The sequence below is a fragment of the Paenibacillus sp. PCH8 genome (assembly GCF_002968835.1).
Taxonomy (GTDB): Bacteria; Bacillota; Bacilli; order Paenibacillales; family Paenibacillaceae; genus Paenibacillus.
This window is the reverse complement of sequence record NZ_PKQK01000003.1, coordinates 907,602-933,963: the sequence shown is the minus strand read 5'-3', so window position 1 is coordinate 933,963 and position 26,362 is coordinate 907,602. Positions and strand designations below refer to the sequence as shown.

The following is a 26,362-nucleotide window of genomic DNA, read 5'->3' as shown; positions in this document are numbered from 1 at the left end:
AAATGATTCCTTTATCTCAATAACTACAACTTACCGCGCACCAATATTCGTACCCGATGGCGTACCTGATCCAACCATATCACTGCCACCCGCAAGCTTCAGGAAATTGCCCAAGACAGGCGTTCCATCCGCGCTACGTGTTACCGAAGGCACGAGGGAGACAAAGTCGGCTGCGCTGGCGAGCAGGCCTTTGTCGTTGACACTCTTTTTGTTTTTCCACCAGACGTTGGTGCTGCTGACGTCGGTTCCGCTTGTTTTGTCACTGGCGCCGCCTTGGAAGGACAGGTTGTTGGTGAAGATATGGGTGCCTACATCAAAGGCAAAGTTGCTTTGCCCGTTGTTCCAGGAGGTGTTATTTTTCATCTGGATCGAACCGGGATTGCTGTTGTAGGTGAAGCCATGCTTTTTGTTATTAAACGCAATGTTGTTCTCCACAATATGGTTCACGGCAATCTTCTCACCACCGAGCTTAAAGCCGTTACCATCGCTGTTGGAGGTAGAAGTACCGTCTGATGTTGCACCGTTACCGTAGGCGATGCTGTTACGGATCGTGACCGCGCCGATGGCGCCTGTATCTGTTTTGCTATAGAGATCCCAGCCATCGTCCACGTTATAGGCCGCAGTACAACCGTCGAAGACATTACCCGGCCCTACCGTCAATTTCGCGGCAAAACCGTCTGCATCCTCGCCATCATCCGGGTCATAGTTGTTGTGGGAGTAGGAACGAATCACTTCATTATACGCAGGCCATTCACTCTTGGCGGATGTGGAAGCATAACGTCCCATTTGAATGCCCGTATCCCGGTTGTGATGAGCCTCAATCTGCTCCAGGCGATTGTAGCTGCCTCCGATGAAGATGCCGTTATCGCCTGCACCCTTCACCTCAAGCCCTTTGACGAACCAGTAGTCTCCGAACATTTGCAAACCCCGATTGGTGGAAGCGAAGGCTTGGGCCGAGAAATCAAAGACCGGTTTTTCCGATCCATACGCCACCAGGTTTTTACGTTGTCCCGATGTGCCGCTGTTACCACGTTCAATGGTAATGGTCTGGGAGAAGCTGTAGTTGCCACCGCGTAGATAGATGGTTTTGCCTGGGGCGATCTGGGTCAATGCGTTAGCGAGTGACGTAGGGCTGTTGAGTGTTCCCGGATTGCTGGCTGAGCCGTTAGGCGCGACATATAGATCACCCGCAGCAAGTGCCACATTGGAGGCAGCCACGGCTTCGGATTGATTTTGCAAACTACTCTCGATCAGTTCCGCCGCACCAACCGATCCACCGCCAATCAATAATAGAGGGAACGCGGCACTCAAACAGAGCAGGGTCATTTTCGATTTGAGGGAACGTTCTTTCAGGGAGTGCTTGGATCGTGTGGATACATGAGTTGATGTGGATGGGAATAATTTCATTACGTAGACCTCCTTGGTTAATTGGGAATAGAATGAGTGAGCTGTGCGTCAGATAGGTGGATGAGCGGGATAAGCACTCTGGGATGGAACCCATCTGTACGGCACAGCTTAATGGTAAATGTTGTAAACGTTATCATCAATAATCATTTGATCAGATGGGGCTACATGCAGGCCTGTCAGGTGTGGCCGCTTCCTAAGCCTATTATTCACAGGTTACATGTAATCCTACCGTTGGCTAATAGCCCTGATTTAACGATGAATCATCTGAAATGAACGTAGAGCAGCCCCTTTTGGCAACGTCCAAGGCATGATACTCACCCCTAATCCACCCAAATGAACTTCCGCATATTCAAAAAAATGAGCAAAACGCATCCAATGAGGCAGTATGATCCATCCATTCAACGAAAAAACCATCAAACAAGGAAAAGCCCCATAGCGGCTGCCAGAGACAACCAGACTAATGGGGCGATGTTCAATACGAAATTCTCTGATCCATGGGAGAACGGTCCTTCATTACAAGACAGATCAATTCAACAACGTGGTCAATTCAACAACGGTCCTCAATTAAACTGACACCGGACTTATCGATCCAAACACGGTCCTCTATTAAACCAACGTCAAGACTCAGCGATCCAAACGCTGTCCGTCCACCTTAATAACCATCCGTCTCACGACTACGTTTCTTCGCTTGCTCCACGCTTGGTTCATGCTTGGGTTGGACTGTCGTACTATCATCGGTTGGCACAGAAGCTAGTCCTTCAGAGACACGCCGACCGTAATCTGCATCCGCTTGGGTGAAATAAGAGATCATACGCTCCCGGATATCCGGTTTGCATTGTGCCAACGCGCCGACCATGTTGCTGATCAGCTCATCTCGCTCCCAATCCTCGAACGCCCGGTACGTAGTACCCGCTTGTCCAAAGTCATTGGTACGCTCAATCTTCTCGCGGACAAGTCGGCCTTCCACCAGTGGTTCATGATCCTTGCCACGAGGGGTTGCTTCTTTTAACCCACCGAGCGACGAAGGCTCGTAGTTCACATGCGGATTCTGACCGGGGCACGATCCACTTCATATTGCATCTGTCCACCAGTCTGATTGGTCGCAACACGGGTTTTTGCTGCATTGACAGGTAGTTGCAGGTAGTTTGCACCCACCCGGTGACGCTGGGTATCCGAGTAGGAGAAGGTACGCCCTTGCAGCAGTTTGTCATCTGAGAAATCCAGCCCATCCACCAGGACACCTGTACCAAACGCCGCTTGCTCCACTTCATTGAAATAATCCTCGGGATTACGGTTCAACGTCATTTTGCCCACGGGTAGAAAAGGAAACTGATCCTGTGGCCACAACTTGGTTGGGTCGAGCGGGTCGAAGTCCAGTTCTGGATGCTCGCCATCTTCCATCACCTGAACGCACAGCTCCCATTCGGGATAGTTTCCTTGTTCAATGGCGTGATACAGATCCAATGTCGCATGGTTGAAATTCTGGCCCTGAATCTCGCTGGCATCTTTTTGTAGCAGGTTACGTATGCCTTGATTGAGCGGTTCCCAGTGATATTTAATGAGTACGCCCTTGCCTTCCTGGTTGACCCATTTATATGTATTGACACCCGAGCCTTGCATCTGCCGATAATTGGCAGGAATTCCCCATGGAGAGAAGAGGAATGTGACCATATGTGTAGCTTCAGGACTGAGTGAGACAAAATCGAAAAATCGTTCCATATCCTGTGCATTGGTTAGCGGGTCGGGCTTAAAGGCATGTACCATGTCCGGGAATTTAAGCGGGTCGCGAATGAAAAAGATTTTCAGATTGTTGCCTACCAGATCCCAGTTGCCATCTTCCGTATAGAATTTAACCGCAAATCCGCGCGGGTCCCGCAGCGTCTCCGGGAATGACCACCATGAATAACGGTCGAGAAGCGAACGAACACGGGCGTTTCTTTGCCTTTTTCCTGAAACAGACGTGCACGTGTGTATTTCGATACCGGTTCATCCCCGGCCGTTCCATACGCTTCAAATACGCCATGAGCGCCAGCGCCGCGGGCATGAACGACCCGTTCTGGAATCCGTTCGCGGTCAAAATGAGTGATCTTTTCGAGAAAGTGATAGTTCTCCAGCGTAGTCGGTCCCCGACTGCCAACCGTTCGTACATTCTGATTGTCCGTGATGGGATGACCCTGTCGATCCGTTAATGTCTCGCTAGAGGGGTCTGGGGAATGCTCAGATGGTGAAGAATGTTTATCCATAGAGTGGAGCACCGCCTTTCCTTATAGTGGATTCTTGTATATATTTTCCCTGTGGGCAGGTTCTATACATGGTGGCAACCAACGAACATCCAAGCTACCTTTTGAAAAACCTATCCAAGCGCCCCTTAAATTTCCTCGCAAAAAAAGCTTGTCACCCGCCTCACCGCGTGCGATAATTAACTTTTGCCCAGCGGCCTTTTTGGAACGGAAAATTGAAATCGGACCGCTTTGTCTAAGAATGGAGGCTGACCTAGGATTGTCTACACAACGTTATCCTTTTGCATATGATCCGGCTGAACCTTTTGTATCCCGTCTTGGGGAATGGGTAGCCGATGTTTTTTACGATATTTTGCCAGAGTCCGGCTTTGAGGTACGGGATGAACAGATTTTTATGGCGTACCAGCTCGAACGGGCCTATGGAGATAAAAAGACCATTATGGCGGAGGCTGGTGTCGGAACAGGCAAGACGTTAGTCTATCTGCTCTACGCGGTCTGTTATGCACGATATACGGGCAAACCGGCGGTGATCGCCTGTGCCGATGAGTCCTTGATTGAACAGCTTGTGAAGCCCGGCGGAGATATTGCGAAGCTGGCTGCACATCTGGATCTGGAAGTGGACGCACGTTTGGGTAAATCACCGGACCAATACGTCTGTCTGAACAAACTAAGTGCGATGCGATTTGCGGATGAGGATGCGCCTGTTATTGAAGAAGTGCATGAGAGTCTGCCAGACTTCGTGAATACGCCGGGAACGCTTCAAGCTTTCCATCCATATGGTGACCGCAAACAGTATCCGCATCTGAACGATCGTCAGTGGAACAAAATCAACTGGGACCCGTTCCAGGATTGTTTTGTTTGTCCCAAAAGACAACGCTGCGGCCTGACGCTGTCGCGTGACCATTACCGTCGTTCCAAAGACATCATTATCTGTTCCCATGATTACTACATGGAGCATGTCTGGACCTACGATGCGCGCAAACGCGAGGGACAACTGCCCCTGTTGCCAGACCACAGCTCGGTTGTATTTGATGAAGGACATTTGCTGGAAGAAGCAGCCTTGAACGCACTGAGCTACAAACTGAAACACCGCATCTTCGAGGAACTCGTAACCCGCCTGTTAGAAGGTGAGATTCGTGAATCTCTTGCGGAGTGTGTAGATGAAGCGATTGAGAGCAGTGAGCGACTGTTTGCACTGCTGGATACGTATACGGTGGCGATTCCGGGATCGGAACGGAAGGAAGTTCGCATAGAGGAACCACTGTTACGTGAGATTGAACGGCTGACCAACGTATTGGATGCGATCGGCGAAGAATTGGTATTTGAGAGTGGATTATTCTCGCTGGATGGTTATCAGATGCGTGTTGTGGAAGAGCACTTGGACATGATCCAGACTGCACTCGCGCTGTTCCGTAAGGAAGATGGTTACATCTGTTGGGCGGAAGAGAGCGAAGAAGAAACAACCTTATCGATCATGCCGCGTACCGTGAAGGAAATGCTAAACGAGCGTGTGTTCAATACCGGTATTCCAATTGTATTCTCCTCCGCAACGTTATCTGTAGATAGCTCATTCCGTTATGTGGCGGATAGCCTGGGCATTGACGATTTTGTATCGTTCTCGGTGGCTTCCCCCTATGATTATGCGGACAAAATGAAGATGAGAATTACAGATGAAGCCATACCAGGTCACCCGGAGAACGAAAATCGGTTGCGTGACGCGGTGTCTATGCTTCAGGAGAGTGGGGGACGTGCGCTCATCCTGTTCCGTACGATGGAAGAATTGATCGCGTTCAAGCAGGATATCGTTCAGGTTCCTGAAGCAGAAGGTTTGCGCTTTATGTATGAGGGCGACCGGGAGATCAGTGACCTGATCGCCGCGTTCCAAGAGGATGAGGAAAGTGTGTTGTGCTCCGTCAATCTGTGGGAAGGACTAGATGTTCCCGGACCGTCATTATCCAATGTCATGATCTGGTCACTTCCATATCCACCACAGGACCCTGTCTTCAATGCAAAACGCAGTGCGTCGGCAGCACCTTACGAAGAGATCGATCTTCCGTATATGCTCCTGCGAGTGAAGCAAGGTCTCGGACGTCTGATTCGGACAAGCACGGATTCCGGTTCTGCGGTCATTCTGGATGAATCGCTGTATACCAAAAAGGAAGCCAAAGACCGCATTGCGGCTCTGCTTCCCGAAGGTGTGGAATGGACAACCCTGACACACTAGTTCGTTTATGTTACATGTTACAAAGGATATACTTCTTGAGTTTTCACACTTCTCTCAAAATAATATATTTGTCCTTAATAAGTCTTTGTTCTCTGCGGATTCAACATCTGTTGGGGAGCAAGGGCTTATTTTGCGTTGTTCAGGCTTTGTTGGTCTGGTGTCGAGTCCGAGAGATGGGTTTTCGATCCTAGTAATGCTTCTTTTCTGACGTTTGTTTTCTGACGTTGGTATGCCCTGTTTCTCTTACTCGTTTCGTTTTGTTAAATTCCTGGTGCCTCTTTGTTAAAAAATATCCATGCTCTCAGATACCGTTCCCCGGTATCCGGCGCAATGCAGAGCACCCGGTGTCCCGGCCCCAGTTCCTTCGCGATGCGAAGGGCGGCCCACACCGAAGCGCCAGAGGAAGGGCCGAGCAACAGCCCTTCCCGGGCAGCAAGCTGCCGCATCGTATCCAGTGCGTCCTCATCGGACACTTGGATAATGGCATCCCATACGTCGGTATTCAGAATGTCCGGAATGAACCCCGGACTTGTACCGACGAGCTTGTGTGGTCCGGGCTCGCCACCGGACAACACCGGAGAACCTTTCGGCTCCACCGCATATATACGGATATCAGGCAACTGCTTGCGCAGTTCTTCTCCCGTTCCGGTAATGGTGCCGCCGGTTCCCGCCGTGGCGATAAAAGCATCCAGTTTGCCATCCATCTGCTGCATAATCTCAGGAGCCGTCGTGATCCGGTGAATATCCGGGTTCGCCTGATTCTCGAACTGCTGCGGAATGAAGCTGCCCGGAATGTCTGCCTGAAGCTCTTTCGCTTTGCGGATCGCACCTGGCATCCGCTCCGCAGCAGGGGTGAGCACGACATCTGCACCATAAGCTTTCAGGATATTGATGCGTTCCTTGGACATGTTGTCCGGCATGATCATAATGGCTTTATATCCTTTGGCAGCGGCGTTCATGGCCAGACCGATGCCCGTATTGCCACTGGTCGGTTCGATAATAGTTGCCCCGGGAAGCAACAGTCCTGCCCGTTCAGCCTGAACGATCAGGTTGTAGGCGGCACGGTCTTTGACGCTGCCACTTGGGTTGAAGTATTCCAGTTTTACGTATACGTCAGCGGATTCGCTGTCTGTAAGTCTGTTCAGTCGGACGGCAGGTGTCTGGCCGATCAGTTCGGTAACATTCGCTGCTACGAGAGGATGTTGCTTTGTATTATTTTGTGACATCGATAAAGAATTCGAATTGGGTTCCATAAAGTACAGCTCCTTGATTGATAAGACATTGAGAACATATCCTTTTCCCGGATTGGAATGGTTGGATATGTCTTCTCCATCTTAATGAACACAGCATGCCATGGTCAACCCGTTCAACCCTTTTGTACGGAGAAAGTCTGAACGGTTTTTCGCGGCAGGATCAGGACGCAAGCTAAATCATGTTCATCACGTTTGCGTCAGATCCATCTGCAGATGGCGACTCAGCTCTTTTTTGACCTCATTGCGTGCAAATGTCCAAAGCATATAGAACTGTTGCATGTATCCCCTGCACAAATAAACGGTTTCAATGCCATCCTTTCCCCGCGTTTCCTCCAGAACTTTTACTCCACGGGTTCTCATCTGTTTGCGCAGTCCCAGCATCTCCTTAATTACTTCATTCTGAATGCAAGTGAGCGACAGAATATAGACCTCGGGCATTTTCAGAAGCAGCGTATCCAGAGTTCGAATATCCCGTTCCAGTACATCCAGCAAAAGCGTACGCACAACCATACCTTTGATCAGACGATGATCTTCATCCACAGGAGTTGGAGCTGAAGTGGAAGAGGAGGCCATATGTTCACTTCCTTAGCCATAAATATATCGTTCTAATTAAGGAACAAATGTTCCTGTTTATATTATAGTCAGCATAATCCTGAGTCATGCAGGTTTCAACCTGAAAATATTTACATTCTTTCTTAAAGCAGTTTAAATCACTTGAAACCCTTATGGGATAAGGGATATACGCAATTCCATATTGTAGAAGTACAGAACATGAAAGGAGAATTTACTCACCATGTTTAGAAGTTGTTTAGAGTTTGTTTATAGTAAATCGTTATAATATCTGTAAAATTTCAAAACACATCGAAAGGAGTACTAATATTTAAAAATACATATTCAACAAGTGTGCGTTGGATGAAAATACGACCAACGTAGTGGAGTAGCTCTCAAGTAGATGTGCAGGTTGAGACGGGGATCGAGCTGGATGAAACAGAGTATCGCATTTAAATAGGACGAACGGAAGGATGATGGTGATGAATAAACGATTACTGCGATTAAGAAAAGTGATAACGATGCTAATCGTGACTGCTTTAACTTTTGGAGGATTTCCAGGATTTCAGACGTTGGGCGTAGATCGTGCTTATGCGGCAAGTGGAACATGGGTAGACGTGGGCGGAGCCGGATTTACATCAGGGCAGACGGAGAATATTACGTTGGTTTTTGATCGGGAAGGTACACCGTACACCGTATTTAAGGATGGAAACAATGGCGGAAAAGCAACGGTTCTAAAATACGTTTCTGGAGCATGGCAATCCGTGGGGCCTGCCGGTTTCTCTACTGGCGTGATACATAACAGATCATCGCTCGCATTTGATTCCCATAATACTCCATACGTGGCTTATCAGGATGGTGATAATGGAAGTAAGGCAACAGTTATGAAATTTAACGGAGAACAATGGGAGATTGTAGGTAGTGCTGGTTTTTCAGCTGCGGCAGCGGTTTATGTATCAATTGCACTTAGTCCTGATAATATTCCTTATGTCGGGTACCGTGATCAATCTGTGAGTAATAAGATTACAGTGAAAAGATTGAATGGAAATCAGTGGGAAAATGTTGGCCCAGTCGGATTTACAACAAATAATGCTTCTGGATTATCTCCAATAGTGTTTGATAATGCGGGAATTCTTCATCTCGCATATACAGATTCAACGAGTAGAAAAGCAACTGTAATGAAGTTTGCAGATGGTTCATGGAAAAATGTAGGGAATGCAGCATTTACAGCAGACTCGGCATCTTATCTTTCACTTGCATTTGGTCCGAATAATGTGCCTTATGTTGCTTTTGAAGATGGTTCGAAAGTTTTTAAAGCAACCGTAATGAAATTGAATGGCAGCCAGTGGAAAGTGGTAGGGAATGAGGGATTCTCATCAGGAAGGCTAAATAGTATGTCACTTGCTTTTGACCCTCAAGGTATTCCGTATACAGCTTTTAAAAATCTTGTTAATTTTAGTATGGAACCGCAGGGTGTAATGATGAAGCTTGACGGAAGTCAATGGACTGTGGTTGGTGGTAAACCGTTCTCTGCAGGTCAAATAAACGACACTTCGCTTGCTTTTGGTCCAAACGGAAATCCCTACGTTGCTTATGCGGACGGAAATAAAAATTACAAGCTGACTGTCATGACACTCTCTACAGAACATTCAGTGACTTACAACGCCAATGGCGGGAACACAGGAATTGTTCCCATCGACAACAACAAGTATCAAAAAGATACAACAGTAACTGTGCTAGACAACACTGGAGAACTGGAATGGGAAGATCATCAGTTCACGGGATGGAATACAGCAGCAGATGGCAGCGGAACCAGCTACAGCGCAGCAGATACATTCTCCATGAACGATAGTGATGTTACGCTCTATGCACAGTGGCAACCACTGTATGTAAATATTAGTTTTGAATCGAATGGCGGAACCGAGATTGACAATCAAAAGGTGAACTACAATAGCTCGGCAGTGAATCCTGACGCTCCGGAGAAAGCAGGTTACACATTCTCGGGCTGGTATCAGGATAGCCAACTGCTGCAAGCTTTTGACTTCAATACGAGTCTGACGCAGAATATTACGCTTTATGCGAAATGGAAGTCATCGACAGCAACACTCTCCACACTTACGGTAAGTTCAGGACAGCTGACACCGGATTTCTCTGTAGATGAGCTTGATTATCGCGTTGATGTTGAATCTGACGTGACAAGTGTAGACTTCTCTCTAGGTAAAGCAAATGAAGGACAAGTTGTACACGTAACAGGTGCTACAGGTGAAACCGTGACGGATGGTATATACACTTACACAGTTACGGATCTAGTATACGGCTCAAACCTGGTAAACATTAATGTTCAGGCGGAAGACGGCACTAGTAACGACTATAAACTTAATATCAATCGAATTGACATCACCAATGCCAAGTTGAGTGAAATAGCTCTACCTTCGATCACATTATCTCCGACATTCAATCCAGATGTAGAGATCTATGAAGCAACGGTCAGTAGCTCCGTTAGCACGACTGAAATTAGCGTTAAACCGGATCAAACTGGAACCACAGTGAAAATTAATGGTGTGAATGGTAATAGTACAGTCGTGCAGTTAGTCAGTGGTATGAATACAATTACGATTGAAGTGACTGCATTGGATGGAGTAAGCAAAAAAACATATACGCTCAACATCAAGCGCAATAGTGATAGTTCAGGCGGATCGGGTGGCAATGGAAACTCCGGTGGAGGATCTGGCAACTCTGGGGGTTCCAGTTCTGGTGGAAGTAGTGCAGTTACACCAGTGACTACTCCCGTCTTAACTCCGCCAACTACAGGTGCTCAGGTACTCGTGAACGGTAAAGCTGAGAACGCTGGAAGCTTAACTACTACTGAAGTGAACGGGCGAAAAGTTGTAACGCTTACAGTAGACGCAGCTCTCATTGCACAGAAACTTCAAACCGAGGGGAACAACGCCATTGTCACGATTCCCGTGAAAGGCAACAGCCCAGGAGATCAGATCGTAGGTGAACTGACGGGGCAGACCGTCAAACTCATGGCTGATAAACAAGCCGTACTAGTGCTTCAAACGGATATTGCCTCTTACACGTTGCCTGCACAACAGGTTAATATTGAGCAGCTCGCGCAGCAACTGGGTATGAATTCTGACAATTCCTTGGAGAACATCAAACTGCAAATTGAAATTTCACAGCCGACAGAAGCAGTGATACAGACAGCACAGTCAGCAGCTCAGCAAAATGGATATACTCTTCTGGGAGCACCAGTTGATTTTAAAGTAACAGCCACCTTCAATGGCAAATCCGTGAGCGTGGATAAGTTCAATAGCTATGTATCACGTACAATTGCATTACCAGCTAACGTTGATCCTAACCAGATCACCACAGGTGTTGTCGTGGATGCAGAAGGAATTGTACGACATGTACCTACAAAAATTACACAGGTCAATGGGGTATATCAGGCACAGATTAACAGCTTGACCAACAGTGTGTATGCCGTTATCTGGCACCCGCATACGTTCACCGATGTTGCCCAACACTGGGCCGAGACAGAAGTGAATGATATGGGTTCACGTATGGTTATCGAGGGCATCACGGACACTACCTTTGAACCGAACCGTGGAGTTACACGCGCAGAGTTCGCTGCCATACTGGTACGTGGATTAGGATTAAAACTTGGAGAACAGGTTAACTCCTTCAATGACGTGAGCGGAAGCGAGTGGTACGCGAGTGCTGTGAACACAGCGTCCAGCTATGGTCTAATCGATGGATATGAAGATGGAACATTCCGTCCACAGACACAGATTACTCGTCAGGAAGCGATGGCGCTCATTGCACGAGCTATGGCAGTGACTGGAATGGAAGCAGCTGTATCTGCCGGGAACGTTCAGCAATGGTCTGATTACGCAGACGCTGAGCAGGTAGCGAGTTGGGCGAAAGAAGCAGTAGCATCCAGCATCTCCACCGGACTGGTGTCCGGACGTGGTAAAGATACCATTGCTCCGAATCAATCGATTACTCGAGCAGAAACAGCTGTGATTATACGCAGATTGCTTCAACAGTCCGGTCTGATCTAGACGGGCGACAGTTCATACGCACGAATGATTTGGATATTACTGATGAGACAGGCAGCGCGAGGTATGCGTTGCCTGTTTTATTTTGTAGAAAAAAATTCAACTCTATCGAACTTCTTATAGGTCATAAATATAGTTTCCTAAAAATAATTTTGAAAAAAACTATGTTCTACTATTTACAGAACACATGTTCTTATTGTATGCTTGGAATAGCAGTAGTGAAGAAAAAGTGAGCCATTACGATCATTCTTCGTCTTCTTTAATTTACTGAAAGCAACAATCAGGACAAGCCCACTCCAAAATTAGGTATAATTTATGGGTTTTGCAGGAAACCTAAGGCCATAAACCAAATGAGCCTTATTCAATGCAGTTTTATTTTGACGAAAATGAGCAACAAAAAAGCCCCTGCCTTGGGCGGCGGGGCCTATGCAATACTGCCGATTCAGCGGCAGGTTTGATGATAGGTGCAGAAATTAAGCGAGATATTGAGGCTTTTCGTAGAACGCCTCTTTTTCAAGGATGACCTTATAAGGTCTTTCTTTGCCCTTTAGGGAGGGCCCAATGGTCGTTAGCGGTACGGCCGGCTTGTGGAAACGATCTTCTTCCTTGGGTTCCGGAACCGGTCGTGATGATTCGGGCGAAGAACTGAGGCGTACCTTTTTTTCGCTGCCCCAGCGCTTGCTTATTTTTTTAGTTTCCGGTTTCATTCCGGTTCGCCTCCTAACAAATCGTTGATGGCGTTGAACAGTTGACGATTCTGTAAGTCAATCTGCTGAAATACCGCCTCATCCGCTTCAATATGTCCAATAATGTGAACGGTGATTACATACCTCTTGCCTACAGGATAGCATAGCAGATACTCTTTCTCAAGGTAATCATCATACAGGTTGATCTTGATCTTGTTCTCCCGGTAAGAATCGATCACCAGGATGCGCTTGGGATCATCCGGTTGTTTATCGTCGTTAGCGGACAGGTCATATTTTCTCCCTGGTTCTCCAACATTACCACATAATTGCTCAATATAACCACTGTCATCTGTCCGGTATATGGCTGTGCCACGTACAGCGAATGGAGGATGAGAGACAAAGGCGGTACGCAAGGCATCGCTCATTCGATCCAGCATCTTGGCATCTGCTTTGCGGGTACGCAGCAATTCCCTAAAGAACCGTAGCAACTTGAGCAGTTGTAACCTTGCTTCTCCCTCAGTACGTTTGTGCTTCTCAATAATATTCTCCAATTCTGGATCACTCCAGCGTCCTTGTTCCTCAATACTGTCTGCAATTTTGGAACATGCCACCGAGACGGCTGGCGCCCACTTTCCGTCAGAACGAATCTCATACACGAGCGGATTTAGTCCCAGCAGATCGGTGGGCATCCGCAATCCTTCGACTTTGGCAGCATCCTTAATGTCCGTAATATCTTCAGGAAGAATGAAAAAAATACGCTTTCGTCCCAGACGGCCCATAAATAGACCCATTTCCAGCATTGTATTATCACGGACAGAGGCATAGTACTTCCCGCGAATTTTGGATATATCATCCGGATGAAAAATAAAAATGGCAAAGTCTGTTGTACGGACTTCTACTTCCAGGTCGTCCATCGTATAGCTGCTTGGATTAAAAACTCCGGAGTACCAAGGGGTAACTTCGGCTGAAAAACGTAAGTTTTCGTGTACTGCGGCTGCAATCGGCTTCGCTTCCAGCGAGCAGCCAATAAAGACTCTTGGCTTTAACGTTTTCATCAATCCGCCTCGCTTAAACGGTAGTGGGATTCAATTGTTATATTATACCATAAACAGCAGAGTAAGTCTGGAAACGTCTGAACTGGACAAAAATGAAGCCAATTATGTTTGCTATAGTGTATGTGCGAAAGGAAAATGATTCCTTTAAAAAGCGCAGGAAAATAAAAAAAGGCCCCGATTTGTCACAGTTGGGTGACTGACAGTTATTTTTGGAAGCTTTAGTCATAGAATAAAGGAGCAGGTTGCACCATTAGCAAGCATTGCTTATCCTGGTGTGCCAGCACGACTGCTGGAGCAGTCCAGAGGCTGCTTTATGCCTGTTTTTGAGGGGTCTGCTGTTTAGACCCAGTTACGTTGGTGTTATATAATAGAAGAACAAGCAAGTTAGCTATGGTGTTTAAATTGAATGAATGTGCAACTGCTATATGAGGACTTACAATGTACACAGCGATTGAAAGAGGGTACAGCAATCGAAGTGGTGAGTGTACAGGGTAAATGCTCAAGCGTCTGTCTGCATTATTGTTAATTTTCAGTTTAACTAAGCACAGCTAACTAAAACACACAGAAAGGATCAGGATACCATGAGTTCCCGAAGGACAATCTCCCCAAGGACAATCTGGAAACGTTACGATCTCTCATACACATAGCGCCCCTTGTAGAGTACACCAACCGGTTCAAAAAAACGGCTGACTCTGCGAAAGAGGGGATTGGAATGAATATTCGAAGGACGTACACGATGATTTCTTCCAGGCTTACCTTTTGCAGGGTATGGTCGGTCTAAAAAACCAACCTACAAATTGCGAGGGAACCTGAATGAAGAGAACATCGTTAACCTTACAACACGTTAAAACAGAGGCGATCAAGTTCGCCATTATGCTACTCGGTACATTTATTTTAGCTTTTGCTTATTATCACATTAACTTTCAGAATCATTTATCGGAGGGCGGATTTGTCGGTTTGGCCCTGCTCGGAAAATACGCAACAGGCTTATCACCTGCCATCGGTATGTTGCTACTCGACATTCCGGTCATGATCCTGGCCTGGTTCCTCAAAGGCTGGAAATTCATGATTCAGGCATTGCTTGGCGTCGGTGCATTTTCCCTATTCTATGACGGTTTTGAACGATACTCCACACTGGTACTGTCGTTCAACGGAAATCTGTGGATTCCGGCAATTCTATCCGGTGTATTGACAGGGGTAGGCGCTGGGATCGTGCTTCGATTCGGCGGAGCGACAGGCGGAGACGATATTCTCGCCGTGCTGGTTAGCCGCTGGAAGGGATGGAAGCTGGGAACGGTTTTCTTTGTCAGCGATGCTTTTGTATTGGGATTGTCGCTTTTCTTTCTTCCGGTAAAAGAAACTTTATATACGATTCTGGCCGTATGGATCGCCAGCAAAGTCATTACGTACGTCGTTAGTGTTCCTGCTCGCGGAACCGTGGTTACGACTTCAGCTGTGAAATTGCCGATGCCATCGGTTGCAGCCAAGGCAGTTAACGCTGCTGCTGTTTCACAACGGACTACGGTGGCTAGAGGGGTAACCCATTGACCATACGTTTCAGAACAACCATAACCTGTATGAATCATATTCAAGGTCTTGATCGTTAAAGTTCAAATAAAATCCCCTTTGTCTGCTCTTCAGCAGCAAAAGGGATTTTATTGTTTTTACTCATGGAATGATTTTATATTCGCTGAACTGTGGAATGACAGCGAACTGTGAATACAGCCGTTTTCCGATGTCATCCGATTCATTCAGGGCTTGATTGAAGAGGCAATCTGACCATCCTGATTATGAATAATGGCTCGAATTCGCTGTTTGCTGCTGAGTTCTTTGGCTGCACCCACAGCTTCTGCTTTGGTATCAAATGTAGACAGGTAGGTGGACTCACCCTCTTCCTTAATGCCCCAACCGGAGTCCGTAGGTACCACATGGATGTTATCGTGACTTTTGGATGATGACACTGGCTCGGAATGACGACGCTCCGTAGAAGATGACTGTTTACGGTTGGAATTTTTGGAAGAAGATTCGGATTCTTGTTTTGAACCTTCCGGCGAAGGATGATTCTCATCCCACTCTTCGGCTTTAGCCGTCGCAATGGCGATTGCACGTCCCTCCTCGTACCCGTCGTTGAGCAGAGCATTCGCGATTTCAATCGCTTTATGTCGGACACGCGGCTCCAGGTTTTTCATGGATACGGGATAATCCTGTTTGTTCCAAGGCATATGAATTCCTCCTGTACAATAATGGATTAGTTGTATATTACCCTGTGAGGAGAGGGATAAACGACAAAGTGGCGTATAGGTTCATCCCATTTAAAGTGGACTCAACAAGGACATGCTCGGATTAGTAGTGATTATGGAGTGAACGCTTCTTCTCATACCATCCTTTTTCTATACTTTACCGAACATAAGGCGTATAATCCGATGACATACATAAATAGTTCAATAACAGGAAGATAAAGGAGAACATACATAATGTTTAGTCTAAGCCTTGCTATTCCAATGTTGTTTACCATGCTGATTCATGCGGCAGACAGCCTATCGTATGCGCTCCGCCTTGGTGGATTACGCACCCGCAGAATCGCGCTGGCGATTTCACTGGCAGGTATCTTGCTCTTGGTTTCTCGAACCTCTAATATGGCTCAGGGGCCGATGGTAGGTAATCTGGTGGATACCGCAACGCGCGGAAGCAATCCACACTTTGCAGCGCAGCTACATTGGTTAATGGGTGCGGCAACGATAGGAACGGCGCTAGCCATATTGTGTTTCCCAACCATGGTTAAGCTCTCATCGAGAATGGTCGTGCATTTTGAAGCCGCCGGTTCCATTCCTGCGATGGTTCGCGGTATGCTGAAGCGGAGCAAGATTAGAAATGCAGCCTATTACATCACTCCGCCATCTTGGAAGATGGCGAAACGTTTAGTACAACATGGGATGCCCAGACGGTTAATGTTGCTGAATGTAGCGGTGACCGCAATATACACTACGGGCGTTTTATCCAGTTTGTACGCAGCGTACCTTTATCCGGGGCAGGCTGTTGCTGCATCTCAATCGACTGGGCTAATTAACGGGATCGCCACCATATTGCTGACCATCCTGATCGATCCAAGGATTTCCCTGCTCAGTGACAAATCATTACGTGGCGAGATCCGTTTGGATCGCATGAATCAGATTTATGGCTGTATGCTCGTATCCCGTTTATTCGGTACACTGTTGGCACAGTTGTTATTAATTCCATTTGCGTATTGGATCGGTTGGATTGTAAGTATGATGTGACGACTTTTTTCCTGATTTGTAGTAAGGTACTCTCTTGTACATCTTCTAATTGAAGTAAAAAAGAGGGTGCCTATGCCCTGTTGAATTGACGGGGAATTTTAGCTGTGATACTATTAGACCGAATAGTCGGTTTAGTTCATGGAGGTTTTTCCAATCGAAGTCAAACGAAGAAAAGATGTTACTCAGATTAAGAAAGACATTGCACGTAATACCAAGGAACTGTTTGCCCAAAAGGGATATAGTGCAACTTCCATGGAAGATATATGTACGATTAACAATCGGAGTAAAGGCAGTATCTATTATCATTTCAAAAGTAAAGAAGAGCTATTTATGTATCTAATCAAGCTGAATAATGAAGACTGGATGGATGCTTGGCTGGAGAAAGAATCCGGGTATGAGACGGCTGTAGATAAACTGTACGGACTTGCTGATCATTACGTGGATGATTTGGCGAATCCGCTGAATCATGCCATTAACGAGTTTGTTTCAGGTCAGGTCGTCAGCCAGGAGATGCTCGATGAGATGCTTTCCCTGATCCGAATTCCGTATGCGACATATGAGTCCATCATTACGAAAGGGATGAAGAACGGGGAGTTAAAACCGGATGACCCACAGGATGTAATGCACATTATCTATGGTCTGTTTAGCGGATTGACTACACTCTATTACGAGAAAGACCTGACGGATATTCGCCGTATTTACCACAAAGGTATGGCCAGTCTGCTGGCAGGCATTCAACAACGTTAACTATGAAAAGCTGATGTAACGTCAGTTTTTCTTTTAAATAATAATAAACCGAACAGTCGGTTTAAAAGAGGAGATGGAAAATGAACACATTGTTCAGGAATAAAGCTTTTTTAATCGTGACAGGGTCTGATCTGCTGCAAAATCTGGCGATATGGATCCGGAATATGGCGATCCTCTATTATGTGATGGATCGAACCCAGGGAAGTCCAATAGCCGTCTCGCTGATTACCGTAATGGAATATGCCCCGATTTTCGTTTTCTCCATCATTGGTGGTGCGCTTGCTGATCGTTGGAATCCCAAACGTACGATGATCCTGGGGGATATCCTGAGTGCGTTGTCCATTGTCATGATTATTGGCGTTTTATCTTCCGGTTATTGGCAGATTCTATATGTTGCCACGTTTGTATCCTCCATCGTTAGCCAGTTTTCTCAGCCATCCTCTCTAAAGATTGTGAAGCGAAATGTAAAGGGAGAACATTTGCAATCTGCAATTGCTATCACCCAGAGTGGTCAATCGTTGTTTTTAATTCTCGGACCTATCGTCGGAACGTTTATATACACTGCAATGGGGATTCAGGCATCCATGTACGCATTACTCATTTTGTTCCTCATCTCTGCGGTTCTACTCACATTTCTTCCTAAAGACGCCACGCAGCGGGAAATAAATACCTCATTGTTTGCGGATATCAAAGAGGGTTGGCAATATGTTGGTCAATCTCACTCATTAAGAATGCTTAGTTTGGTATTCATCTGTATAGGCCTTTCTGCTGGTCTCATCAGCCCACTTGGAATATTTCTGATCACCGAACGTCTGGGGCTTGAAGTAACGTCTTTACAGTTCCTGTCTGGCGCATCCGGATTAGGTTTATTGATTGGAGGAGGTATTGCGGCTGCTGTAAGCGGCAAGTTGAATCAGACTTTAACTCTGATCGTAGGTGTGCTGTGTCTGGCTGTAACTACGATGGGTGAAGTCTTATCCAGTTGGTTCTGGCTGACCCTTATAATCAGCTTCTTGAGTTCCATTAGTTTGGCATTTATCAACGTCATCATCTCTACGTACTTGGTCACACGGATAGATGAGCACTTGATCGGGAGAGTTAATGGTACCATCACACCCTTATTCATAGGAACGATGCTTCTCGGATCTTCCATGGCAGGTGTACTGATGAACAGCACATCCATTTTTATCGTCTACGCCATTTCCGTTACCGTGATGATCCTGGGTATTGTTCCAGGGCTGAAAATTCAATTTCGTAATGATCAGACGGCTCCTGCCAGCACATTGAATTCGGAAATCGCTTCTAGCCAAACTTAATCAATGCATTCTCGTACAACAATAGTTCACCTATTAAAAACAAGGAACTACAAAATAAAGAGCAGCGGGATCATCCCACTGCTCTTTTTGTAATTTACTAAAACTTATTGGAAAAGGACCGTGTACTCACCGTATCCTTCTTTTGGCATGTCTTCTTTGGGCACAAAACGAAGTGCCGCAGAGTTAATGCAATAACGCATTCCGCCTGCTTCGGCAGGGCCATCATTGAACAGGTGACCCAGATGGGAATCACCTTCCCGACTTCTCACTTCGGTACGAATCATGAAGTGGGTGAGGTCGGTTTTCTCCTTCACGTTGTAGTCGCGCAATGGACGTGTGAAGCTAGGCCAGCCGCAACCGGAATCATATTTGTCGGTAGAACTGAATAATGGCTCACCGGATACGATGTCCACATAGATGCCGTCACCGTGGTGATCCCAGAATTCATTATGGAACGCGGGCTCTGTTGCGCTGTTCTGGGTAACTTCATATTGCAGCGGCGTCAGACGCTCTTTCAGCTCGTTTTTATCCACTTTGCCGGACCAGTTACGCTCAATAAAGTCCAGACGACCAGAGCCTTTACTATAGCGTTTATAGTGGGCAGGGTTCTTACGGTGATAACCTTGGTGATGTTCTTCCGCTTCATAGAACGGTTTGGCTGGCAAAATCGGTGTGAAGATCGGTTTGTCAAAACGTCCGCTTTGTCCCAGCGCGGCTTTGGAAGCTTCCGCAATCTGACGCTGTTCTTCGCTGTGATAGAAGATGGCCGTCTGATAGGATGACCCGCGGTCATGGAATTGCCCACCTGTATCCGTAGGATCTACTTGCTGCCAGAACAGTTCAACCAATTTCTCATAAGGGAAGATGGCAGGGTCGAACGTAATTTGCACAGCTTCTACATGTCCTGTTGTCTCCGAGCAGACTTCTTCATACGTTGGGTTCTCGGTATGTCCTCCTGTATAACCCGATACAATCTTATGGATACCGGGCAGTTCCTCAAAGGGGGATACCATACACCAGAAGCATCCGCCTGCAAAAGTTGCTAACTCACTTGAATGTTGTTCCATGCTATAGTCACTCCATTTCTGATGAAGATTTAGCGCTCGTATTCGAGCTGTCGCTCCAGCAATCTACCGTTGTATTGAAACTTGTTAGCACAAGAGCTGGGCTTACACTTCTATTATAGCCTGATTTGGCAAGCCAACCAAACCGGACCCAAAACAAGCTGGATTTGAACTGCTGTTGTGTCCGCTGTTATATCCCTTAGTCAGGCTTTGTTGCGCGATCGTAAGCGGAATAAAAGTAATACAATAGCCATGAGCACCAGATATCCGGCAAGGATCGTTAAACTCAGCCAAATCGAGTTCTCCGCCTGTGCGCCCGCGTAGGCGAAGATGAAGATCGCTGGCATTTTGCCAATAGTTGTAGCGACCATGAAGACCCAGAATGGTGTGTAGGTTATACCCGCATAGATATTAACAGCCATCTGAGGTACGACGGGGAGTAAACGCATCGACATGACACCCATGAAAGGATGGGCTTCCATCCATGTCGTAAAACGATTCAAACCACGAATGCGTTCGAGGTACGTTCTCGCCTGATGCCTGAAGATCGTTCGTGCGCCGCCATAGACCAATATTGCTGCGAGTGTTGTACCAAGCCAGCATACCCAGGCAGCCGTAGTGGTGCCATAACTGTACCCAAAGGCGATAATAACCACCTTATAAGGAATAACAGGTACGAGGGCAAACAGCATCGCCATAACAATTAAAAGCGGGATGGACTGATTTTCGGTCCAGGCCAGCAGTTCATATCTGTAAATAAACGTGGCTCCGGCAAGTAAAACATAGACGAGGAGCCATAACCATTTTCGCAAAATGCCAAACGCTCCTTTCAGATCAGACCCGCGAACGCTGCTCGATCCGGTCTGCTATACTTTATAAGTTTACCACGGTGGGCCGCCATATGAACAATTCGTACGGTAGTCTGCGCAATCACTGGCATGTTGGTAGCTGAAGGGGTACACTATAGGACGTGGAAAGATAGAATCAATCTGAAGGTGGAATGAACATAATGGAAACAACCAAACGTACCCGAATTGCAATCATCGGACTCGGGGGTATTGCTCGAAAAGTATATTTACCGCTGCTGACCGCTCATCCAAACGTGGAGATTGTCGGGATTATGAACCGATCTCCGGAACCGGTGAAGGCCATTCAGCATGCCTATAGAATTAATCGGGGAACGACGGATCTGAAAGAACTGTTGTCCTGGGAATTGGATGCAGTGTTTGTACATACAGCGACAGAAGCACACTTTGACATTGTCATGCAGTGTTTGGAACGGGGATTGGCTGTCTATGTAGACAAGCCGTTATCCTACACGCTCCGTGAGTCAGAGGAGATGACTGCATTTGCAGAGGCGCAAGGTCTGCTGCTCGCTGTGGGCTTCAACCGCAGGTTCGCACCGATGTATCAAAAAGCGAAAGAGTGGATGCAAGGTGGAAAAGGCTATGAATCCATGACTCTGACGAAACACCGCACCGGAATTCAGGATCGTTCTGCTGCAGAAACCATCTACGATGACCTCATTCATATGCTGGACCTGATGCTGTGGTACTCGGACAATAATGTGGAGTTGGTCCATCAATGGGTAGGAAAAGATAATGTGGACCGATTGTTGCATGCAACCGGAACAGTCAAGCTGGGCAGAACAGCCTACGGTCGATTCGATATGGTGCGTGAAGCCGGGGCAGATCTGGAGAAGGTCGAATTGCATGGTGGTGGACGGTCTGTTGAAGTCGTGAACATGGATACGGTGAGCTACGCGGAACGAGGAAGTCTTGAAACCAAGGAAACTTTCGGGAGCTGGGATACCGTGTGGGCACGCAGAGGATTTGGCGGGGCTGTGGATGATTTCCTGGCTTGTCTGGACTCGCCTGATGATTGTCTGATTAGTGCTAGTCAAGTCATGGATAGCCATGAACTGGCAGAGCAATTAATCCGCAAATAATCCCACAATACACATATGGAGGAATACATGTCATGGATGAATATGAATATGAAAAGGAACGCAGCAAAAAGTTAGAAGAAGCAGTGATTGAAACCTATAAACAGGAAGAAGAGATGATGATCCTGGTATTTGCCCAGTGGTGTGTCAATCATGGATTAGATCCGGAAGAAATGTACCGGCAAGCCTACCCGAATCAGCAGAGCAACGAGCGCTTGCAGCAAGTGCAAAAGCTGATTGTATCCAAGGAGGAAGCCGGTGAGATTCCAGATGATACCGTGCTTGGTGTACTCTCCATGTTTGGTAATGAGGATCTTGCCATGGTGGTGTCCGAGGCCATCGCCGCGCGCAAATAAGTTCAACGTACGTATACTGGTATGATTACATCTGTTCCCGGTGAATGACCCGGAATTCCTTCGGGGACATGCCGAACCGGGAACGGAATACCCTGTGGAAATAGGTATAGTTATTGAAACCGGAAGACTCAGAGACCTGTTCCAGGGTCATTGGACTGAAAATAATCCGTTCCCTGGCCATGTTCAACCGCACATCAAGCGTATATTGCATGATGCTTTTGCCAAACGCTTCTTTGAAGAGATGAACACCGCGAGACACACTGATGCCAATATGTGTTGCCACATCATTCAGTTTGAATAGAGAGGAAGCATTTTCTTCAATGTAGTTCTTGATCTCATAGGCCACATAATTGGTATTAGTAATGGTAGGATGCTCCGAGAGCAGACGATCCACTTCAAGACATAAGATACGCATATAATAACTTGAAATTTCCGGATATGGATTGGAGATGCGGCGTTGCTCCAGCACGAGCTGTCTGAATAAGACCAGGAGACTTTCCGTCAACTCAACCTTGATTCGAGTTGGACGCTTATGACGCTTCCACCACTCATCCACCCAGGAGCCATTGAAGAAGATATGGTAGTCACCACTCTCTACCAGTCGTTCTCCCATCGGATTGGTTTCATTATCTATTCTCAGTTCATAGGGCTCGTCAGGATTAAAAAGAAGCAGATCGCCCGCGTCTACTAAGGACATGGACCCGTCAATACGTGAGCGGCAACGTCCGTCTGTTTGCAGTCTTAACAGGTAGTTCTTCACCCTTCAGGCTGCACCATAGCATAGGGTTTACGATGAAATGAGAAGCCTGCTGTAAGAACTTGGCAGGAATGATCTGTCGGCATGGGCATACTCCTTGCAATTCGAAAATTATGACCAGATAGTTCATGTTTCAATCATATTATTCATTTTAATTGAAGGGTAAACGGAATACCATAGTATTAGATTCAAGCAACAGGAAACATCCCATGACAGATATGCAATCTAAACATTCAAACACGGATTCTCACCATGCGTAAGGAGATGAACGTCACAGTGGAGAAAATGAAAGCAGGCATTATCGGGTGTGGTAACATCAGCGCCATCTATCTGGAGAATCTCAAAAATAACCCGGTCATTGAAGTCGTAGCTGTTGCGGATTTGATTCTTGAACGCGCTCAGGAACGGGCAGATGAATTTAATATCGCAAACGTTTACAATGTAGATGAGTTGCTGCAAGATAACGACATTCAACTGGTGTTGAACCTGACGGTTCCTGGCAGTCATGCCATAACCGATCTGGCTGCACTTGAAGCAGGCAAACATGTGTATGCCGAGAAACCGCTGGCGATCTCTCTTGAGGATGGTCGCAAGGTTGTTGAGCTGGCTGAGGAAAAGGGATTGTATGTAGGTTCTGCACCGGATACTTTCCTGGGTTCAGGCATTCAGACCGCTCGCAAAGCCATTGAAGATGGCCTGATCGGCAAACCGATTGCGGCGACTTCGTTCTTCATGGGTGGAGGGCCCGAAGCATGGCACCCCAACCCGGAGTTCTTCTATGTTGCGGGTGGTGGACCGATGTTCGATATGGGACCTTACTACCTGACTGCTCTGATTACGTTGCTTGGACCGATACGCAGAATCAGTGCTTCTGCAGGCATTCAGATTGCGGACCGCAAGATTGGCTCCGGACCAAAGGAGGGTACTGCACTGCAAGTTCAGACACCTACTCACTTGGCTGGAACCATTGACTTCACGGCAGGTGCCATTGCGACCATGATTACCAGTTTCGATATTCGCGGAGCTTCTGATCTGCCACGGATCGAAATTTATGGTACAGAAGGTACGCTAAGTGTACCTGATCCCAATTATTTCAATGGGGAAGTGAAGGTTCGCAGATATGGTCAAGACACGTGGGAGACGATCAAACCAGTCTTCGAAAGTGGATCAAACGAGCGAGGTATCGGGGTAACGGAAATGGTCGAATCCATTCGTGCCGGACGCGAACACAAAGCCAGTGGCAAGCTTGCATATCATGTATTGGAAGCCATGCATTCGTTTCAGCGGTCTTCACTTGAAGGCAAGCATATCCAGCTTGAGAGCAGCTACGATGCCTTTGCAGTCAACCGTACAGATCAAACGGAGACAGAAACCGTGGAATCGCATTAATACGGATTAATCATGACATGAATCTTTAAAGTCTTCCCAGTGGAATAACCAGTATTCTTACGTTCAATTTCAGGATAGAAACACTCTTGATTTTCCACAATAACTAAACAAGCATGTGATCTGAACGGTTCAAGGCACACAGTTCAATATTCACGAATTCAGCACTTATACGATATTTAATCCAGGGAGGAATCGCACTTGAAACTCGGCGTATTTTTGGTATTATTCGGAGGACGTAAATTGGAGGATGCACTTGATTATGTAGCATCCAAAGGATTGAGAGCAGTAGAGATCGGAACAGGTGGACACCCAGGCAATGCACATTGTAAACCGGATGAATTGTTAAGCAATCCTACAGCACTGAAAAATTTCAAAAATGCGGTGGAATCACGTGGATTGACAATCAGCGCATTGAGCTGTCACGGTAACCCGCTTCATCCGCAAAAGGATATTGCCAAAGGATTCCACGATGATTTCGTTAAATCGGTAGAGCTGGCTGAGAAGCTGGAAGTACCTGTAGTTAATACATTCTCCGGCTGTCCGGGAGACCATGAGGATGCTAAATATCCGAACTGGCCTGTTGCACCTTGGCCGAATGACTTCCAGGAGATCCTGAAATGGCAGTGGGAAAACAAAGTCATTCCTTACTGGACGGAGTGGGGCAAGTTTGCAGCAGATCGTAATGTAAAAGTTGGCCTGGAGCTGCACGGTGGCTTCTCGGTTCATACACCGGCAACGTTGCTGAGATTGCGTGAAGCAGCAGGTGAAGTGATCGGAGCCAATCTGGATCCAAGTCACATGTGGTGGCAAGGTATTGATCCGGTACAGGCGATTCACATTCTGGGACGTGAGAATGCAATCCATCACTTCCATGCCAAAGATACAACAATTGATCCGGTGAACGTGAACAAACACGGTGTAACGGATATGCAAGATTATAGCAATATGCTGGATCGTGCATGGCAGTTCCGCTCGGTCGGTTATGGACATGATAACAAGACTTGGGCAGATATCATGAGTGCCTTGCGTCTGGTCGGATATGATTATGTAGTAAGTATTGAACACGAGGACGGACTGATGTCGGTTGAAGAAGGATTCTCTAAAGCGGTACAGAATCTCCAGCAAGTATTGATTGAAGAACCGCTGGGCGATATGTGGTGGGTTTAGAGCTATACTAGGGGGAAATTGCATATGATCAACGTCACCATTTGGAATGAATTTGTCCATGAGAAAATTCACGATGAAGTAAGGGAAGTCTACCCGGATGGTCTGCATCGAGCGCTGGCGGACGGACTGGGCGGCGAAGGTTTCGCGATACGTACGGCTACACTGGATCAGCCTGAACACGGATTAAGTGATGAAGTGCTGAATTCCACGGATGTGCTGATATGGTGGGGACATATGGCACATGATCGCGTAAGCGATGAGATCTCACAGAAGGTTGTACAACGAGTTTTGAATGGTATGGGTATGATCGTGCTTCATTCAGGTCATTTCTCGAAACCATTCAAAGCACTGATGGGAACAAGCTGTGATCTGAAGTGGCGTGTAGCGGACGAGCAGGAGATTGTATGGTGTGTTAATCCATCCCATCCGATTGCGGATGGCATTGAAGGCAAGATTGTATTGGAAAAAGAAGAGATGTATGGCGAATTCTTCGATATTCCCGTACCGGATGAGCTGGTATTTGTAAGCAATTTCCAAGGTGGAGAAGTATTCCGGAGCGGATGCACGTTCCGGCGCGGTGAAGGCAAGATCTTTTATTTCCGACCAGGTCACGAGACGTATCCGACCTATTACAAGCCGGAAATACTAAGAGTGATCAGCAATGCAGTGAAATGGGCATATCCTGCTCGCAGCTTTAAGCCTCAATACGGCAAGAGCGAACCTGTAAGACCATTTGGTGGCGTGCTGGTCTAAGCCGCAAAAGCGTATACTCAAAGAACCCTTCTCCAAGTCGATGATGACTGTGGCAGTGGGGTTCTTTTTGGGTAAGATAGTATTATGGGAAGTTATAAGATATTTTCCATGGTTA

General features: G+C 46.8%; 19 protein-coding genes and 2 pseudogenes. 11 read left to right on the top strand and 10 right to left on the bottom strand.

Annotation, left to right across the window (positions count from 1 at the left end; all coding sequences use genetic code 11):
- Nucleotides 1-30: 30 nt before the first annotated feature.
- Together C0Q44_RS21550 and C0Q44_RS21545 are read right to left on the bottom strand one after the other, a co-directional pair.
- Nucleotides 31-1,407 carry a right-handed parallel beta-helix repeat-containing protein gene (locus C0Q44_RS21550; RefSeq protein ID WP_105409262.1) on the bottom strand — a complete coding sequence of 459 codons (1,377 nt, stop codon included), beginning with the start codon at nt 1,405-1,407 and terminating at the stop codon, nt 31-33.
- Between the two features lie 652 nt (nt 1,408-2,059).
- Nucleotides 2,060-3,650 (bottom strand): annotated as a pseudogene (locus tag C0Q44_RS21545) (catalase).
- A 256-nt stretch (nt 3,651-3,906) separates the two neighbouring features.
- Here C0Q44_RS21545 and C0Q44_RS21540 point away from each other — a divergent pair.
- Complete coding sequence (locus C0Q44_RS21540; protein WP_258166466.1) at nt 3,907-5,871, top strand: ATP-dependent DNA helicase; 1,965 nt, start codon at nt 3,907-3,909, stop codon at nt 5,869-5,871.
- A 260-nt stretch (nt 5,872-6,131) separates the two neighbouring features.
- Here the strand turns inward: C0Q44_RS21540 and cysK are convergent, their stop codons facing one another.
- Together cysK and C0Q44_RS21530 are read right to left on the bottom strand one after the other, a co-directional pair.
- Nucleotides 6,132-7,097, bottom strand: coding sequence for a cysteine synthase A (cysK, locus tag C0Q44_RS21535; protein ID WP_105409332.1), 966 nt, complete (start codon nt 7,095-7,097; stop codon nt 6,132-6,134).
- Nucleotides 7,098-7,310: 213 nt separating this feature from the next.
- Entirely contained in the window at nt 7,311-7,697 is a 387-nt protein-coding gene (locus C0Q44_RS21530; protein WP_105409260.1) for a YhjD family protein, read from the bottom strand.
- Between the two features lie 458 nt (nt 7,698-8,155).
- Between C0Q44_RS21530 and C0Q44_RS21525 the strand changes: the two genes are divergently transcribed.
- Nucleotides 8,156-11,740 carry an S-layer homology domain-containing protein gene (locus C0Q44_RS21525; RefSeq protein ID WP_181151108.1) on the top strand — a complete coding sequence of 1,195 codons (3,585 nt, stop codon included), beginning with the start codon at nt 8,156-8,158 and terminating at the stop codon, nt 11,738-11,740.
- A gap of 470 nt (nt 11,741-12,210) precedes the next feature.
- On the opposite strand, the gene C0Q44_RS21520 is transcribed toward C0Q44_RS21525, so the two are convergent.
- Nucleotides 12,211-12,444: a hypothetical protein gene (locus C0Q44_RS21520; protein WP_105409258.1), complete on the bottom strand. Its 234-nt coding sequence runs from the start codon at nt 12,442-12,444 to the stop codon at nt 12,211-12,213.
- Nucleotides 12,441-13,478: a nucleotide-binding protein gene (locus C0Q44_RS21515; RefSeq protein ID WP_105409257.1), complete on the bottom strand. Its 1,038-nt coding sequence runs from the start codon at nt 13,476-13,478 to the stop codon at nt 12,441-12,443. The genes C0Q44_RS21520 and C0Q44_RS21515 overlap by 4 nt, the downstream gene beginning before the upstream one ends.
- An 813-nt stretch (nt 13,479-14,291) precedes the next feature.
- Between C0Q44_RS21515 and C0Q44_RS21510 the strand changes: the two genes are divergently transcribed.
- The gene (locus C0Q44_RS21510) at nt 14,292-15,026 is read left to right on the top strand and encodes a YitT family protein (protein ID WP_105409256.1); all 735 of its coding nucleotides are present in this window, start codon (nt 14,292-14,294) and stop codon (nt 15,024-15,026) included.
- A gap of 203 nt (nt 15,027-15,229) precedes the next feature.
- Here the strand turns inward: C0Q44_RS21510 and C0Q44_RS21505 are convergent, their stop codons facing one another.
- Nucleotides 15,230-15,700 (bottom strand): DUF2188 domain-containing protein, encoded by a 471-nt coding sequence (locus C0Q44_RS21505; RefSeq protein WP_105409255.1) that lies wholly within the window; start codon nt 15,698-15,700, stop codon nt 15,230-15,232.
- 252 nt (nt 15,701-15,952) lie between these two features.
- On the opposite strand from C0Q44_RS21505, the gene C0Q44_RS21500 reads away from it, so the two are divergent.
- The 3 genes from C0Q44_RS21500 (at nt 15,953) to C0Q44_RS21490 (ending at nt 18,816) form a co-directional block, all read left to right on the top strand.
- Nucleotides 15,953-16,753 (top strand): lipid II flippase Amj family protein, encoded by an 801-nt coding sequence (locus tag C0Q44_RS21500; protein ID WP_105409254.1) that lies wholly within the window; start codon nt 15,953-15,955, stop codon nt 16,751-16,753.
- Between the two features lie 138 nt (nt 16,754-16,891).
- A complete protein-coding gene (locus C0Q44_RS21495; protein WP_105409253.1) occupies nt 16,892-17,500 on the top strand; it encodes a TetR/AcrR family transcriptional regulator in 609 nt (202 codons plus the stop codon).
- 80 nt (nt 17,501-17,580) lie between these two features.
- Nucleotides 17,581-18,816, top strand: coding sequence for an MFS transporter (locus tag C0Q44_RS21490; protein WP_105409252.1), 1,236 nt, complete (start codon nt 17,581-17,583; stop codon nt 18,814-18,816).
- A gap of 104 nt (nt 18,817-18,920) precedes the next feature.
- Here C0Q44_RS21490 and msrA read toward each other — a convergent pair whose 3' ends face one another.
- Nucleotides 18,921-19,883, bottom strand: coding sequence for a peptide-methionine (S)-S-oxide reductase MsrA (gene msrA / locus C0Q44_RS21485; protein ID WP_105409251.1), 963 nt, complete (start codon nt 19,881-19,883; stop codon nt 18,921-18,923).
- Between the two features lie 200 nt (nt 19,884-20,083).
- Nucleotides 20,084-20,692: a TVP38/TMEM64 family protein gene (locus C0Q44_RS21480; protein ID WP_105409250.1), complete on the bottom strand. Its 609-nt coding sequence runs from the start codon at nt 20,690-20,692 to the stop codon at nt 20,084-20,086.
- Between the two features lie 197 nt (nt 20,693-20,889).
- Here C0Q44_RS21480 and C0Q44_RS21475 point away from each other — a divergent pair, with 197 nt between their 5' ends.
- Together C0Q44_RS21475 and C0Q44_RS21470 are read left to right on the top strand one after the other, a co-directional pair.
- Nucleotides 20,890-21,828, top strand: a complete 939-nt coding sequence (locus C0Q44_RS21475; RefSeq protein WP_105409249.1) for a Gfo/Idh/MocA family protein — start codon at nt 20,890-20,892, stop codon at nt 21,826-21,828.
- Nucleotides 21,829-21,860: 32 nt separating this feature from the next.
- A complete protein-coding gene (locus tag C0Q44_RS21470; protein WP_105409248.1) occupies nt 21,861-22,181 on the top strand; it encodes a hypothetical protein in 321 nt (106 codons plus the stop codon).
- A 25-nt stretch (nt 22,182-22,206) separates the two neighbouring features.
- On the opposite strand, the pseudogene C0Q44_RS21465 reads toward C0Q44_RS21470, so the two are convergent.
- A pseudogene (locus C0Q44_RS21465) lies at nt 22,207-23,024 on the bottom strand (AraC family transcriptional regulator).
- 190 nt (nt 23,025-23,214) lie between these two features.
- On the opposite strand from C0Q44_RS21465, the gene C0Q44_RS21460 reads away from it, so the two are divergent.
- From C0Q44_RS21460 to C0Q44_RS21450, 3 genes are all read left to right on the top strand, one after another.
- Entirely contained in the window at nt 23,215-24,327 is a 1,113-nt protein-coding gene (locus C0Q44_RS21460) for a Gfo/Idh/MocA family protein (protein ID WP_105409247.1), read from the top strand.
- 198 nt (nt 24,328-24,525) lie between these two features.
- Complete coding sequence (locus C0Q44_RS21455) at nt 24,526-25,494, top strand: sugar phosphate isomerase/epimerase family protein (RefSeq protein WP_105409246.1); 969 nt, start codon at nt 24,526-24,528, stop codon at nt 25,492-25,494.
- 24 nt (nt 25,495-25,518) lie between these two features.
- The gene (locus C0Q44_RS21450; RefSeq protein ID WP_105409245.1) at nt 25,519-26,247 is read left to right on the top strand and encodes a ThuA domain-containing protein; all 729 of its coding nucleotides are present in this window, start codon (nt 25,519-25,521) and stop codon (nt 26,245-26,247) included.
- The last annotated feature ends 115 nt before the right edge of the window (nt 26,248-26,362 follow it).